This window comes from Aminobacter sp. P4_H6_2, from assembly GCF_056400805.1.
Map to the genome: position 1 here is coordinate 1 of NZ_JBFUKO010000079.1, position 14935 is coordinate 14935.

Below are 14935 nucleotides of genomic sequence, written 5' to 3' on the forward strand. Positions count from 1 at the left end.
ATTCTGGCTGGCTCGCGTCACCCTTTACCCATTAACGCATGATCGCGAAAAGTGGGAACTGCTTTTCGCGATCATCTCTAAGCCAGTTTCATAAGCCGGCAAAGCCGGGTCAGGCAGCGATCTGCATCGCTCCAGGTCCTGGGACAGCTCCGGGCGGGCATTTGCCAAGAATGATCATGCCGAGCACCTCGTCCTTGGTCACGTCCTGGGTGCGCGCCGTGCCCACCACCTGGCCGTTCTTCATCACGCAGACGCGGTCGGCGAGGTCGAAGACATCATGGATGTCATGGCTGATCAGGAAGATGCCAATGCCGTCGGCCTTGAGCTGCTTGACCAGTTCGCCGACCTGCGCCGTCTCCTGGGGCCCAAGGGCCGCCGTCGGTTCATCCATGATCAGGATGCGCGCGTTGAACAAGATGGCGCGCGCGATCGCGACCGACTGGCGCTGCCCACCCGACAGCTTGCTGACCGGCTCCTTGAAGCGCTGGAAGCGCGGGTTGAGCCGGCCCATCACCTTGCGCGCCTCGGCCTCCATGGCGACGTCGTCCAACGTGCCATAGGCGGTCATGATCTCGCGCCCGAGGAACAAATTGGCGGCGGCATCGACATTGTCGGCCAAAGCCAGCGTCTGGTAGATCGTCTCGATGCCGTACTTCTTGGCATCGCGCGGGTTGCCGATCTGCGCCTCGGAGCCATTGACGAAGATCGTGCCGCTATCGCGCTTGTAGGCGCCAGACAGGATCTTGATCAGCGTCGACTTGCCAGCACCATTGTGGCCGAGCAGTGCCACCACTTCGCCGGGATAAAGATCGACCGAGGCATCGTCGACGGCGCGGATGCCGCCGAAGGCGATGGAGATGTTCTTGAGGTCGACGAGCGGGATACGGGTCTGTTCCATGATCTTGTCTCCCGAATTTCGTTAGACGCGCTTGCGGTAGAGCGTGTCGAGCCAGACGGCCACGACCAGCACCAAGCCGACGACGATGTTCTGCAGCGGCGTGTCGATGTTGAGCAGCACCATGCCCGACTGGAGCGACTGCATCAGGAGAGCGCCCAGCATGGCACCCGCAACCGTGCCGGCCCCACCGGCGAGCGAGGTGCCGCCGATGACCGCTGCAGCGATGACAAGAAGCTCGTCCAGGGTGCCGAGCGAGTTGGTTGCCGAGTTCAGGCGGGCACTGGAGACTGCCGCGCTGATCGCCGCCAGCACGCCCATGATCATGAACACCTTCATGGTGATCCAGCGCGTGTTGATGCCGGCAAGGCTTGCTGCTTCGGGGTTGCCGCCGATGGCGAAGACATAGCGGCCGAAGCGTGTGCGGTTGGTGACAAAGGTCATGACGATGCCCACGGCCACCGCGATCAGGACGGGAATGGCAATGCCATGGGCGATGAACAGCCCGCCTTCGGGGATGGTGATGCCGTTGGCCTCGGCGTAGCGACGCACGATGCCGATCGGCCAGGGGTAGGAATTGGCGATCCAGATCGCACCAAGGATGACCCCGCAGGTGACAGCGCCGAGAAATGCCTCGGCCCAGACCGGCCGCAGCGGGAACTTGAAGCGCTTGCGTTGCTGGCGGCCACGCAGCAGCAGGAACACCACGGCCAGGCATGCGACAAGGCCGACGATCCAGCTCCACGTGGCTCCTATGGCGCCTTGCGGACCACCGCCCATGAGCTGGAAGGTCGCATCGAGCGGCGCGATCGTCTGGCCTGACGTGACCCACCAGGCTGCTCCGCGCCAGATCAGCAATCCGCCCAGCGTCACGATGAAGGCGGGAACCTCCATGTAGGCGATGACGAAACCTTGCAGCGCGCCGATCATCAAGCCGAGTGCGATGCCTATGGCGAGCGCCAGTGCCCAGATCCAAGGATTGCCGAGCTCCAGGCCTACGGCCTTGATCAGGAAATGCACCTGGGCGAAGCCCATCACCATGCCGATCAGGCCTTCGGCCGAGCCGACGGACAGGTCGATGTTGCGCATGACGATGACCAGCACCATGCCGGTCGCCATGATCGCCACGGCGGACGCCTGCACCGATAGGTTCCACAGGTTGCGGGCGGTCATGAAGGTGCGGCTATCGAAATCGAACGGGTTGACGCCGAGGCGCAGGCTCGAAATCACCTGCAGTCCGACCCAGATCAGCAGCAGCGCGCCGACCATGCCGAGCATTCGCGTATCGATCTCGGTCGCCTTGAGAAAACGCCCGATTGGGCTGAGCTCGGTCGTTCGCGCTCGGTCAGCCGGCGCGTTGGAAGTCGTATCTGCCATTGTTACCTCCCAACCGGATGGCCGTCTTCGCGGCAGCCGGTGTGCGCATGATAGGAGCAATCCACCATGTCATGAAGCGGGCGCTTTTGAAAAACGCCGCGGACAAGCCGCGGCGTTTCCCGATCGGATCGAACCGGTCTTAGTTGCAGGCAGCAACTGAACCGGCAGCCACACCCTGGCAGACCACGTCCTTGCCAACCCAGCCGGCGTCGATGACGAGGTTGAGGTTGTCCTTGGTGATCGGAACCGGGGTCAGGAAGACAGAGTTCAGCTCCAGGCCGCCCGGCGTCTTGAACTTGGCGACGTTGGCGATCTCTTCCATCTTCTTGCCATCGGCGAGCTGCGAGGCGATTTCAGCCGCGTTCTTGCCGAGTTCGCGCGCGTCCTTCCAGACAGAAACCGTCTGCGTGCCAAGCGCGATGCGGTTCAGCGCGGCATGGTCGCCGTCCTGGCCCGATACCGGCACCGAGCCGGCAAGGCCCTGCGCCTGAAGTGCTGCGATCGCACCGCCTGCAGTGCCATCGTTGGAAGCCACGACCGCGTCGATCTTGTTGTCGTTGGCGGTCAGGAACTGCTCCATGTTCTTCTGAGCGTTGGCGGGCAGCCAGCCGTCAGTATAGGCCTCGCCGACATTCTTGATCTTGCCGGCGTCGACGGCTTCCTTGAGCACTTCCATCTGCCCAGCAAACAGGAAGTCGGCGTTCGGATCAGCACCCGAGCCCTTGATGAAGACATAGTTGCCTTCAGGCTTGGCGGCAAACACGCCCTTGGCCTGCATGCGACCGACTTCCTTGTTGTCGAAGGTCAGGTAGAAGGCGTCCTTGTTTTCGATCAGACGGTCATAGCCGACGACCGGAATGCCTTCCGCAACCGCCTTGTCGACAGCCGGCCCGATAGCCGATGCGTCCTGCGCCAGGATGATCAAGGCGTTGGCGCCCTGCGAGATCAGGCTTTCGACGTCGGTGAGTTGCTTTGCGGGCGACGACTGTGCGTCAGCCGAGATGTACTTGTCACCAGCGGCCTCGATGGCGGCCTTCATCGCAGCTTCGTCGGTCTTCCAGCGTTCTTCCTGGAAGTTCGACCACGACACGCCGATGACCTTGTCCTTTGCCGAAGCCACTGCCGAAAGCGACAGAGTCATGGCAACACCCGCCAGGATGGCGGTGGTAAACTTTTTCATGATTTCCTCCCTGCGCCCAATGGGCGCGCCTACTTCGCGATAGCCCTTGGAGAAGCTCTTTTTTTCGAGCCTCGAAAAAATACTGACTCAACGGCCAGCCGCTGTCAACATGGTTTCGCAAGGCCTCTCTAATTTTTTCGGAGCTCGAAATAAATAAAGACTTTTGGCTTCGGCTCTGTCACAATTAGTTGGCGCTAGGGACTGCCGCATAAGAAGGGCAGCGCTTCGCCGGGAGGAAGACGAGCACATGTCGGTCGGCATACGTCACGACGATCTGAGGCGACGCAACCGCGCCATGGTCATATCAGCGGTTCGTCGCGCCAGCCAGCCTTCGCGCACCGAAATTGCCGCCACGACCGGCCTCAGCCACTCCACAATATCGACGATATCCTCCGACCTCATCGCCGAAGGCATCCTCGCCGAAGCCAAGGGCAATGAACAAGTAGCCATGAAGCGCGGCCGGCCGCAGGTCGCCCTTGCCGTCGACCCAAAGGCAGCGTCAATCGTCGCTGTCGTGCTTTCCCTCAACAGCCTGTCGGCCGCCATCATCGACTATGCCGGCAACACCATCGTCGAAGATAGCCGCCGTCTCGTCACCCAGCGCATGCCGGAGCACGCCCTGATCGACGAATGCGTCACCATGATCCGGGGCCTGATGGATCGCATCGAAACAACCTACGGCCCGGTGCTGCGCATCGCGCTCGCGGTCCAGGGCATCACCGATTCGGGCTCGCGCAAGCTGCTATGGTCGCCGATCACGCCGCATGACGACATTCCCTTCGCCGACCGGCTCGAACAGGAGTTCGGCGTGCCGGTGACGGTCGAAAACGACTGCAACATGATCGCCGAGGCTTTGCGCTGGCGCGACCCGGTCCGCTACCGCGACGACTTCATCGCCATCCTGCTTTCACACGGCATCGGCATGGGACTGGTGCTGAAGGGCGAGCTGTTCACCGGCACGCATTCGTCAGGGGGCGAATTCGGCCACATGATCCACCGCCCCGATGGCGCGCTCTGCCGCTGTGGCCGGCGCGGCTGCGTCGAAGCCTATGCCGGCAACTACGCCATATGGCGCAATGCCCGTTTGGGCGACGAGAATGCCGAGCCGCTCGCCGATCTCTCCGACGAGGACATCACGGCCCTCGCCGACGCCGCCCGCGACCATGACGGCCCCGAGCGCGAAGCGTTCCGCAAGGCCGGTGAGGCCATCGGCTTCGGCCTGGGTTCGATGTTCGCGCTGATCGATCCCGCACCACTCGCCTTTGTCGGCGTGGGTGCCACCGCCTTCGACCTGATGGAGCCGCATGTCCGCGCGGCCATCGCCAAGACGGCAGGTGGGCTGCATTCCAAGGCGATCTCCTTCGACACCGAGCCGAACGAAGTCCCGCTCATCCGCCTGGGCTGCCTAATGCGCGCCCTGCTGTACGTCGATCAGGAGATCTTCGCCGCCGGCACGGCCCCTCGCCTTGCCGGGGCCGATTTCGCCTAACCGTCGAAGGCCATCACCGGGCACTTTTCCTCTTCTTGCTCCAAGTCGAAAGGAAGGACGCGGCGCGCAGCACCAGCACCGATAGCACCGCCGCCACGAACGGCCATTGCAGAGGGTTCGGCGCGGGCGGCGGGCGATGGAAGCTCAGGAAGTGCATGAACAGGAAATAGGCCGTGTGCAGCACAACAAGCCCCCACAGCACCGTCGCGCCGTTCTGCAGGAACTTCCAGACCGAGGAACCGAGCAGCTGGATCGACCGATCGTTCGAGGTGGCCATGAGCGCGAGCGCATAGGTCAGCGCGCCAATGCCGATCACGTTGGCAAGCCCGAAGCCATGCTGGAACATCACATACTCGCCCGTCTGCGGGATGATTTCGAAGCCGAACAGCCGCGCAAAATCCCACTCGACCCAGCCGCTGAGTATGATGGCCGTGTGCACGGCCGCCAAAAGCGTCGCATGGATACCGGTCTCGCGCCGATAGGCCACTATCCGCAGCAAGAGCGGCCATAGACGCGAGCCGGGTCCGATCGACATGGTGATCACCAGCATCGCCAGCGATGCGTCCGCGAATGCGCGGTTCCACCTGTGCATCGGGCTCCACTGGGCGTGCACGAGGGCGAACGCGTAGACCAGCGCCGCCGAAAGGCCGATGACCGCGAAATGGCGCAGCAGCATCCGGCGCCAGGCAAGTGGAACGAGCCGGTCGGCGTGTGCGCGCGCCGCGGGGATACCGGTCACTTCGGATACTCCATTTGCGTGGCGTCTGCATTGTCTGCGCGGCAAGCTCGCATTTCGTGCCATGAAGCGACAGCGAGAAGCACAATTCCCAGCGCCGCAATCAATGGCCGGATCGGGTCGAACCAGGTCATCAGCAATTCGCCCCCGAACAGGAGCATGAGGAGCTTGTTGCACGTCGGGCATGCGATGCCGATGAAGTCCGCGACGCCGCCGGCACCCGCGCGGCGGGCCGAACAGAAGGGGCGCCGCACGGCGACGTACAGCCCCGAAAGCGCCGACAGGACCGCCAGGGCGGGCAGTTCCCAGCTCCCAACGGGGGTCATCCGAATGAAGAGCGGATTGTCCCAGAGCGCCGAAACGGTGCCCAGCGCTGCGAAGCTCAGGATAGCCACGGCCACCCCCTTGAGAACGTCGCGGCCATGCCAGCCGGCAGCGGTTCCGCGCAGACCGGAAAGTGTGTGTTCACCCTGCATCGCTTATTCCTCCAACGGAACCATGACGGTTGGCCGGGCGGCGCTTCGCAAACCGCCCGGCGAGAACCTGCTGCGCGACCGTTACATCAGCCGGCGGCTTGCCGAGCACTGTCGCTGGCGACCTCGTGCGAATGGGGTTGGGTCGGATCGCCCAGCACGAGGATGGGAGACTGGCTCGGCACCCGTTCATACAGGTCTATGATGTCCTGGTTCATGAGGCGAACGCCGCCGCTCGAAACCGCCTTTCCGACGGTCCAGTATTCGGGCGTTCCGTGAACGCGATAAAGCGTGTCGACCTTGCCCTGGAAGACGTAGAGCGCCCGCGATCCCAGCGGATTTGTAAGGCCTGGCGGCATGCCGCCCCTGTCGGCGCTCCACTGGGCGAGATCTGGCTGACGCGCGATCATCTCGTTTGGAGGCGTCCATTTCGGCCATTCCTGCTTCCAACCGATACGGCCCCTTCCCGCCCAGGTAAAACCGGCCCGGCCAAGTCCAACCCCGTAGCGCATGGCCTTCCCGCCTGGCTGGACGAGGTAGAGGTAGAAGTTGTCCGTGTCGACGACGAGCGTTCCGACCGGTTCTTCGGTGGCATAGTCGACCTGCTGCCGATAGAAACGGCTCGGTACCTTGGTCAGGTCGATTGCGGCGATTGGGAACCGCTCGTTCGGAAGCGGGCCGTACATCGCAAGGGCATTGCTGTCGACGACCGGCGGCGCCTTTTTGACCGGTGCGTTTGCGGCCGGCACGGCCGCTTGTTGGGTGCTGACGCAGCCGGACACCGCAAGCGTTCCCAGCGCGGCTACGCCGCTGAGAAAATGCCGGCGGCTCAGTGCCGAGCCGTCTCCGGGCAAGGGCGCGGAGTCCGCGGCGTTCGTTTCGAAAGTGCCCGTAGTCATTTGCAGTCTCCTGGAACCATTTCCTGTACTTCGAGCGACACGCAGTCATGGAAGTTGATGACGCTGTCGTTGTTCATGCGAATGTGGCCGTTCGGCACCGATCCGCCGGCCGGTGACGGCTCATGCGTGCGGGCACGCGTCATGTCGCGGTTGCCGCGAGAAAAGCGCATTGGCGCCGAGCGGGCTGGCGTGCGAGCCGGACGGTGGCAGCCAAAGGCCGAACGGTCGGAAATCAGGCAGCGATCGGAGGCCGAAGGAGCGATGCGATCACCAAGCGACGCGGCATGGGATCTGGAAGCAGCTTCAAAAGCGCTGCGCGGGTCGGTGCGGGAAGCTCGACGCGGGCCTGCCAGGCAGGGCAGTCGCCCAGGCAGTGTGTGCTGGCGAAGCGGTCGTCAGAGGACTCACCGACACAGCGCTCCGGGGATGGCAAACACCCATCGGATCCGGCTGTAACTTCAGCCTGCAAGGTTACGCCCGGCAGCTCGCCAATGTTCATGCCTACGGCCGCTGCCCGATCGAGGGGCAGTCCGTAGAGGATGGTGATCAGCACCAGAACAATTACCGAGACAAAGTTGCGCACGGAGCGCCAACTAGCATGAAAACAGACAATTTTTGGTATCACCGAGATCACGAAAGTGTCATCGTCGGAACTTTAACTGCCATTCTTGAAGAAGTTGTCCATCAAAAGAATGGATGTGACGGAGCTCTTGCAGAACAACACTCCAATCACCAGAAGGTTGTTTACATCAGACCGACGCCAAAGCTTCGCGGCGCAGGCGATCTTCATGATTGAGCGCCACCACGCAGACCGGGCGGTCAGCAGTGCGTAGAGCTCGGCGTCGATGGCGGCACGCTGCCGATTGGCCTGATCTGCTGCTGGCCGCAGCCACTGGTGCGCTCGCCGCTTGCGGCAAGAACGGAACAGCGGCGCTAATCCTCGCGGATGGCGTAGCCGGCGCCGCGGATGGTGCGGATCACGTCGGGCATGCGGCCGGTATTGACTGCCTTACGCAAGCGCCCGACATGGACGTCGACGGTACGTTCGTCGATGTAGATCGTCTCGCCCCAGACATTGTCGAGCAACTGGCTGCGCGAAAACACCCGGCCGGGATGCCGCATCATGAACTCCAGCAGCCGGAATTCGGTTGGCCCGAGCTTGATCTCGCTCTTCTTGCGGTAGACCCGGTGCGACTCGCGGTCGAGCATGATGTCGCCGACCTTGAGGATCGAAGACAGCACTTCGGGCTTGGCCCGGCGCAGCAACGCCTTGACCCGTGCCATGAACTCGGGCGTCGAGAACGGCTTGACCAGATAGTCGTCGGCACCAGTCGACAGCCCGCGCACGCGGTCGCTCTCTTCGCCACGCGCCGTCAGCATGATGATCGGCAGCCGTTCGGTGTCGGGCCGCATCCGAAGCCTGCGGCACAGCTCGATGCCGGAGAGTGCCGGCACCATCCAGTCGAGCACCAAAAGGTCGGGCACGTTTTCCTGAAGCCGTATTTCGGCCTCGTCGCCACGCGTGACGACCTCGACCTGGTAGCCTTCGGACTCGAGGTTGTAGCGAAGCAGCACGCCCAGCGGCTCTTCGTCCTCGACGACCATGATCTTGGGGGCGATCATCGGCAGTCCTTCATGTTGGAGTTCAGGTGGCCGAAACCGGCGATGTGGTTTCTTCAACCTTCGGCCGGTGGAGCGGCAGCTGCGTGCCGGTCACCACGAAATACGCGTTCTCGGCGATATTGGTGACATGGTCGCCAATGCGCTCCAGGTTCTTGGCGCAGAACAGCAGATGCGTGCAGGCAGTGATGTTGCGCGGATCTTCCATCATGTAGGTCAGGAGCTCGCGGAACACCGCGTTGTACTGGATGTCGATCTTCTGGTCGTCGGCGCGCAGGTTCTTCAGGCCCTCGGCCTGGCGCGCGACATAGAGATCAACGACGCCCCGCACCTGGTCGAGCACCAGCTGTGCCATGGCATCGATCGAATGCGAAAGATTGCGTGGCGTCGGCGACTGGCCGACAGCGCCGACACGCTTGGCGATGTTCTTGGCGAGGTCGCCGATGCGTTCGAGATCCCCCGCCATACGGATGGCGCCAACCACGGCACGCAGGTCCTGTGCCATCGGCTGGCGCTTGGCGATCAGCGTGATGGCGCTGTTGTCGAGTTCGCGCTGCTTGGCGTCCATGATCGTGTCGTCGGCGACAACGCTTTGCGCCAGCGCCTGGTCGGACGACAACAGCGCGCGGATGGCACCGGCAACCATCGAGCCGCCGAGATCGCCCATGTCACGGATGAGCTGGTCGACATGCTGGAGTTCTTCGTCGAAGGACCGGACTGTATGTTCGCCCATGATTTATTCCTCGTCTCGTATACGGCGGCGAAAACGTCCACTCAGCCGAAGCGGCCGGTGATGTAGTCCTGCGTCCGCTTGTCGTCGGGGTTGGTGAACATCTTGTCGGTAGCGCCTTCCTCGACGAGATAGCCGAGGTGGAACATCGCGGTGCGCTGCGACACGCGTGCCGCCTGCTGCATCGAGTGCGTCACGATCACGATCGTGTAGTTCTCGCGCAGCTCGTCGATCAGCTCCTCCACCTTCGCGGTAGCGATCGGATCGAGTGCCGAGCACGGCTCGTCCATCAGGATCACTTCGGGCGACACCGCAATGGCGCGCGCGATGCACAAGCGCTGCTGCTGGCCGCCCGACAGGCCGGTGCCCGGCTCGTTGAGACGGTCCTTGGCCTCGTTCCACAGAGCCGCCTTCTGCAGGCTCTTCTCGACGATCACGTCGAGCTCGGCCTTGTTCTTGGCCAGGCCATGGATGCGCGGGCCGTAAGCGACGTTTTCGTAGATCGACTTGGGGAACGGGTTCGGCTTCTGGAACACCATGCCGACACGCGCGCGCAGTTCGACCACGTCGATCTTGGGATCGTAGATATCCTCGTTGTCGAGCGTGATCTTGCCGCCGACACGCGCTGCGTCGATCGTGTCGTTCATGCGGTTGAGGCAACGCAGGAAGGTCGACTTGCCACAGCCCGAAGGGCCGATCAGCGCCGTCACCTGGTTCTGGCGGACGTCGAGATTGACCCCGAACAGCGCCTGCTTGTCGCCATAGTGCACAGTGACCTGGTCGCCGCGCATCTTGATGATTTCGTTGGGTCTGTTCATCTCGGCATTTACCGCGTCTTCGAGTTTTTTCTCGGTCATGATGTTCATAGCAGGATACTCCTTGTCCATGCCCTACCAGCGGCGCTCGAAGCGGCGGCGCAGGACGATAGCGACGATGTTCATGGCCATGAGGAAGATCAGAAGGATGATGATGGCGCCCGACATGCGCTCGACAAAGGCGCGTTCGGCCTCGTTCGCCCACATGTAAATCTGCACCGGCAAGGCCGTCGCCGGATCGAATGGCGTCGTGGGATAGTCGGCGACGAAGGCGACCATGCCAATCAGCAGAAGCGGCGCCGTCTCGCCGAGCGCGCGGGCCAGCCCAATGATCGTGCCGGTCAGGATGCCGGGGGCTGCCAGCGGCAGGATGTGATGGAACACCATCTGCATCTTCGAAGCACCAAGGCCAAGGGCCGCCGAACGGATCGACGGCGGCACGGCGGCGAGTGCCGCACGCGTCGCGATGATGATCGTCGGCAGCGTCATCAGCGTCAGCACCAGGCCGCCGACGAAGGATGCCGATCGTGGCAGGCCAAGGAAATTGATGAACACCGCAAGACCGAGCAGCCCGAAGACGATCGACGGCACGGCGGCGAGGTTGTTGATGTTGACCTCGATGATGTCGGTGAAGCGGCTCTTCTTGGCGAACTCCTCAAGGTAGATCGAGGCGGCAACACCGATCGGCAGCGCCAGCAGCAGCACAATCCCCATCATGTAGACCGAGCCGATGAGGGCGACGCCGACGCCTGACGTTTCCGGCCGGCTCGACGCGCCATAGCTGAACAGCCCGGTGTTGAAGTGCTCGGCCATCACGCCTTCGGCCTTGAGCTTGTTCATCCACTCGACCTGCTGGTCCGACACCTTGCGGCGGCTTTCCGGCACGTCGAGATCGATCTGGCCCTTGAAGGCCGAGTCGAGATTGGCGGCGGCAAGAATATCGACATTGCGCGTGGTGCCGATGACCGACGGGTCCGCCGCAACAATGGCCCTGAGCTGGACACGCGAGCTGTCGGACAAGAAGCCCTTGAGCTTGCGCACCTCGGCCTTGTCGTTCGGGTCGATGCCGAGCTTTTCGATCAGCGCTGCCTCGGCGAGTTTGGGATAGTTCGCCATGATCAGCACGTTCGGATCGGTCGCCCGCTTGTTGCTCGGGTCGATGATCTTTTCGTCGAAATGGATCGGCAGCGTCACCGTTGTCTGCCAGAAGGCGGTGTAGCCCTTGGAGACGATCGAGGTCAGCATGACCCCAAGGAACGCCAGGCCGACAGCAATGGCCAGCACGCCATAGAGGCGGAACCGGCGCTCGGCGGCGTAGCGTTTCTTGATGCCGATGTCGCGGCGCGGACGGGGTGCTGACGTGGCCAGCGTGTCGAGCGAAATATCGGTCATTCGTACTGCTCCCGGTACTTCCGGACGATGTAAAGCGCAACGATGTTCATCACCAGGGTCAGTGCGAACAGCGTGATGCCGAGCGCGAAGGCCACAAGCGTCTGCGGCGTATTGAACTCAAGGTCGCCGGTCAGCTGGTTGACGATCTTGACGGTGATGGTGGTCATCGCCTCGAACGGATTGAGCGTCAGGTTGGCGGCAACGCCAGCCGCCAGCACCACGATCATCGTTTCGCCAATAGCGCGCGACGCCGTGAGCAGGATGGCACCGACGATGCCGGGCAAGGCGGCGGGGAGAATGACGCGCTTGATGGTTTCGGAGCGCGTGGCGCCAAGCCCGAGCGAACCGTCGCGCATGGAACGCGGTACCGCGGTGATGATGTCGTCGGAAAGCGATGACACGACGGGGATCAGCATCACGCCCATCACAAGGCCGGCGGTCAGGATGCTCTGCGCCTGGATGAACGGTGTGCCGCCGGTCAGTGCTGCGCTGATGTCGCGCAGGAAGGGCCCGAGCGTGACCAGCGCGAAGATACCGTAGACGATGGTCGGGATGCCGGCGAGCAGCTCAAGTRCCGGCTTGACCACCGCGCGCACCTTGGGGGCCGCATATTCCGACATGTAGACCGCCGACATCAGGCCAACAGGCACGGCCACCAGCAGCGCGACGAAGGCGATGTAGAGCGTGCCTGCAAGCAGCGGGATCAGGCCGAACTGGCCCTCGGCGCCACCCGAACCGGCAGCGGCGAAGCGGGGATCCCACACGGTACCAAAGAAGAAGTTCGTCAGCGGGATTTTTTCGAAGAAGGCGATGGTCTGGAACAGCATCGACAACACGATGCCGATGGTCGTCAGGATGGCGAGCGTCGAGGCGCCAAGCAAGCTCCACAGCATCACCTTCTCGACATTGTTGCGCGCCCGGGCACGCGGGCTGACGCGACTGAGTCCGAAGCCGGTACCGAACAGCGCAAGGCCGATCGAAACGACGGCGGCGATCATGTCGAGGCGGTCGGAGACGCGGTTGGCCTCGGTCGCGATCGGGATCATGTAGTCTTGCGTGTCGGGCGCCAGCGCCACGCCCTTTACGGCGAGCAGCGGCTGCAATTCGGCAAAGCTGGCCGGCAGCGCAGCAAGTGTTTGGCTATCGAGCCGGCGCAGGCCATTGGCCAGGCTCTTGACCAGGCCGGCGGCGAGATCTTCATGGGCGACGGTGCCGTCGGCCACTTCGGCCGGCAGAGCGGAATGGATATGACTGTTGAGGTAGGCACTCGCGCCGGTATCCCAGGCTGCGAGAAACAATACGGCTGGAACGACGCCCGTCAGAAACGCCCACCAGCCATGGTAGTGCGCACGCGAGTGCGGCTTGACCGTTCCGTCATCTTGCGCACGCGCCCTTTGTCGGCCGACCACGAAGGCAACCAATCCTATTGCGAGTACGATGGCGAAGACGAGCAGGAAAGACATGGGCCGGCCTCGGTGAATTCAGATATTGTGCCGAACGGAACAGCCGGCGGAATATTCCATGGGGCGGAGGTTTTTCCCCCGCCCCACGGCAGATCGATATTACATGGTCTTGCCGGCGCCGAAGGCTTCGCGCTGGGCAGCGCGCTCTGCGTCCGGAGCGGCAACCAGGCCGTAGTCGGCAAGCGGGCTTTCCGGACCGACCATCTGGTCGTCGAGGAAGAACTCGACATATTCCTTCAGGCCTGGAATGACGCCGAGATGTGCCTTCTTGACGTAGAAGAACAGCGGACGCGACACCGGATACTCGCCAGAGGAGATGGTCTCGACCGAAGGCACAATGCCGCCGACGGTAGCGACCTTCAGCTTGTCGGCGTTGTTTTCATAGAAGGCCAGGCCGAACACGCCGACGCCGGTCTTGTTGGAGTCGATGCGAGCAAGCGTCTCCGAGTAGTCGCCGTCGATGTCGACTGCCTTGCCGTCCTTGCGCACTGCCTTGCAGGCTGCTTCGGCAGCCTTGTCGTCGAGGCCCGAAGCCTTGCCGGCTTCAACGCCGCCGAGCTTCTTGCAGCCGGCGATCAAAAGCTTCTCTTCGAACACTTCGCGAGTGCCGTGCTTTTCGCCCGGAATGTAGGCCGCGATGTCCCAGTCGGGCAGGTTCGGGTTGACCTGGTTCCACTTGGTGTTCGGATTGGCGATCAGCTTGCCGTCCACGACAACCTTGGCGGCGAGCGCCTTGTAGACGTCTTCAGGGGTCAGCGCCCAGTCCGGGCCCTTGACGTCGGTCGCGAAGACGATGCCGTCATAGCCGATCTTCACTTCCTGGATGTCCTTGACGCCAGCGTCGACGCAGGACTGGATTTCGTCCTTCTTGATCGGGCGCGAGGAGTTGGCGATGTCGATGGTGTTTTCGCCGACGCCCTTGCAGAATTCCTTGATGCCGGCGCCGCTGCCGCCGGACTCGACCACTGGGGTCTTGAAGTTGGTGAAGGTTTCACCGAAGTGCTCGGCAACGATCTTTGCATAAGGCAGAACGGTCGAAGAACCGGCAACCTGGACCTGGTCGCGTGCCGAGGCATAGCCTACCGAGGCAGCGATCGCGAAGGCAGCAGCCGACGCAGTGAGAAGAGCTTTTTTCATTGGGGCCTGCTCCTGTGGAGTATCTCGCATGACGCCTTTCATCGGCGCCCGGTGAGCCAATAGCCCCCCTCTATTACAGTTGCATGACAGTTTCGTGTCACCCTTGTAACGGTCGCTGTGCAGAGCGGCCAAGGGGTCGTTTCCTCGATCCTTTGCCGGCGCGAGGCAAACAACAGACGAGACGCGAAAGCAAGCCGCCTACCCCAACGGCAGGCTGGCCTTTGTCGCTTGGGCTTGTCACATTTCCACAGTCTTCGAACGCTGACCTGGCGCGTGCGGAAGATTCAGTCAGGCTAGCATCGTCCGAATCTAGATCGCGTCACGGCGCCCATCATCATGCCATGACCAGCGCTCGATCTTTTCGAGCAAGGCGCGAGGGCTGATCGGCTTGGGCAGGTAGTCGTCCATGCCGGCCTCGAGACAGCGGTCCTTGTCGCCCTTGAGCGCATGCGCGGTGACGCCGATGATCGGCACGCGCGTGCCGGTGCCACGTTCAAGCTTGCGGATTTCGCCTGTTGCTTCGAGCCCGTTCATTTCGGGCATCGACACATCCATCAGGATCATCCGCGGCCGACGTTCGCCATAAGCGGCCACAGCCCGTCGGCCGTTGCCGACAATCTCGAAGCTCAGTTCGGTCTCGGCCAGTATCTGGCTGAAAACCATCTGGTTCACTTCGTTGTCTTCGGCAACGAGAATGTCGAGCCCGCCCTCGCCTGCCGGCCGCTGACC

16 protein-coding genes are annotated in these 14935 nt (G+C 62.7%); 2 read left to right on the forward strand and 14 right to left on the reverse strand.

The window, feature by feature from the left end:
• Positions 1 to 109 precede the first annotated feature (109 nt).
• The 3 genes from AC1DUU_RS09020 to xylF all read right to left on the reverse strand — a co-directional run bounded on the left by AC1DUU_RS09020 (position 110) and on the right by xylF (position 3452).
• Positions 110 to 898, reverse strand: coding sequence for an ATP-binding cassette domain-containing protein (locus tag AC1DUU_RS09020; RefSeq protein ID WP_476783080.1), 789 nt, complete (start codon positions 896 to 898; stop codon positions 110 to 112).
• A gap of 21 nt (positions 899 to 919) precedes the next feature.
• A complete protein-coding gene (locus tag AC1DUU_RS09025; protein ID WP_476783081.1) occupies positions 920 to 2272 on the reverse strand; it encodes a sugar ABC transporter permease in 1353 nt (450 codons plus the stop codon).
• Positions 2273 to 2411: 139 nt separating this feature from the next.
• Complete coding sequence (gene xylF, locus AC1DUU_RS09030; RefSeq protein WP_476783082.1) at positions 2412 to 3452, reverse strand: D-xylose ABC transporter substrate-binding protein; 1041 nt, start codon at positions 3450 to 3452, stop codon at positions 2412 to 2414.
• A 247-nt stretch (positions 3453 to 3699) separates the two neighbouring features.
• Between xylF and AC1DUU_RS09035 the strand changes: the two genes are divergently transcribed.
• A complete protein-coding gene (locus AC1DUU_RS09035) occupies positions 3700 to 4941 on the forward strand; it encodes an ROK family protein (protein WP_476783083.1) in 1242 nt (413 codons plus the stop codon).
• A 13-nt stretch (positions 4942 to 4954) separates the two neighbouring features.
• On the opposite strand, the gene AC1DUU_RS09040 is transcribed toward AC1DUU_RS09035, so the two are convergent.
• The 4 genes from AC1DUU_RS09040 to AC1DUU_RS09055 all read right to left on the reverse strand — a co-directional run bounded on the left by AC1DUU_RS09040 (position 4955) and on the right by AC1DUU_RS09055 (position 7219).
• A complete protein-coding gene (locus tag AC1DUU_RS09040) occupies positions 4955 to 5680 on the reverse strand; it encodes a ferric reductase-like transmembrane domain-containing protein (protein WP_476783084.1) in 726 nt (241 codons plus the stop codon).
• Positions 5677 to 6153, reverse strand: a complete 477-nt coding sequence (locus AC1DUU_RS09045) for a hypothetical protein (RefSeq protein ID WP_476783085.1) — start codon at positions 6151 to 6153, stop codon at positions 5677 to 5679. The genes AC1DUU_RS09040 and AC1DUU_RS09045 overlap by 4 nt, the downstream gene beginning before the upstream one ends.
• 86 nt (positions 6154 to 6239) lie before the next feature.
• The gene (locus tag AC1DUU_RS09050; RefSeq protein WP_476783086.1) at positions 6240 to 7049 is read right to left on the reverse strand and encodes a L,D-transpeptidase; all 810 of its coding nucleotides are present in this window, start codon (positions 7047 to 7049) and stop codon (positions 6240 to 6242) included.
• On the reverse strand, positions 7046 to 7219 hold the full coding sequence (locus tag AC1DUU_RS09055) for a hypothetical protein (RefSeq protein WP_476783087.1): 174 nt from the start codon (positions 7217 to 7219) through the stop codon (positions 7046 to 7048). The genes AC1DUU_RS09050 and AC1DUU_RS09055 overlap by 4 nt, the downstream gene beginning before the upstream one ends.
• A 428-nt stretch (positions 7220 to 7647) precedes the next feature.
• Between AC1DUU_RS09055 and AC1DUU_RS09060 the strand changes: the two genes are divergently transcribed.
• Positions 7648 to 7845: a hypothetical protein gene (locus AC1DUU_RS09060; protein WP_476783088.1), complete on the forward strand. Its 198-nt coding sequence runs from the start codon at positions 7648 to 7650 to the stop codon at positions 7843 to 7845.
• 137 nt (positions 7846 to 7982) lie between these two features.
• On the opposite strand, the gene phoB is transcribed toward AC1DUU_RS09060, so the two are convergent.
• From phoB to AC1DUU_RS09095, 7 genes are all read right to left on the reverse strand, one after another.
• Positions 7983 to 8672, reverse strand: a complete 690-nt coding sequence (phoB, locus tag AC1DUU_RS09065; RefSeq protein ID WP_476783089.1) for a phosphate regulon transcriptional regulator PhoB — start codon at positions 8670 to 8672, stop codon at positions 7983 to 7985.
• Between the two features lie 22 nt (positions 8673 to 8694).
• Entirely contained in the window at positions 8695 to 9402 is a 708-nt protein-coding gene (phoU, locus tag AC1DUU_RS09070) for a phosphate signaling complex protein PhoU (protein WP_476783090.1), read from the reverse strand.
• 41 nt (positions 9403 to 9443) lie between these two features.
• A complete protein-coding gene (gene pstB, locus AC1DUU_RS09075; protein ID WP_476783091.1) occupies positions 9444 to 10265 on the reverse strand; it encodes a phosphate ABC transporter ATP-binding protein PstB in 822 nt (273 codons plus the stop codon).
• A 24-nt stretch (positions 10266 to 10289) separates the two neighbouring features.
• Complete coding sequence (gene pstA / locus AC1DUU_RS09080) at positions 10290 to 11606, reverse strand: phosphate ABC transporter permease PstA (protein WP_476783092.1); 1317 nt, start codon at positions 11604 to 11606, stop codon at positions 10290 to 10292.
• Positions 11603 to 13069, reverse strand: coding sequence for a phosphate ABC transporter permease subunit PstC (gene pstC / locus AC1DUU_RS09085; RefSeq protein WP_476783093.1), 1467 nt, complete (start codon positions 13067 to 13069; stop codon positions 11603 to 11605). Before pstC ends, pstA begins: the two co-directional genes overlap by 4 nt.
• 99 nt (positions 13070 to 13168) lie before the next feature.
• Positions 13169 to 14206 (reverse strand): substrate-binding domain-containing protein, encoded by a 1038-nt coding sequence (locus AC1DUU_RS09090; protein WP_476783094.1) that lies wholly within the window; start codon positions 14204 to 14206, stop codon positions 13169 to 13171.
• 309 nt (positions 14207 to 14515) lie between these two features.
• A partial coding sequence (locus tag AC1DUU_RS09095; RefSeq protein WP_476783095.1) for a response regulator occupies positions 14516 to 14935 on the reverse strand: 420 nt, incomplete at its 5' end.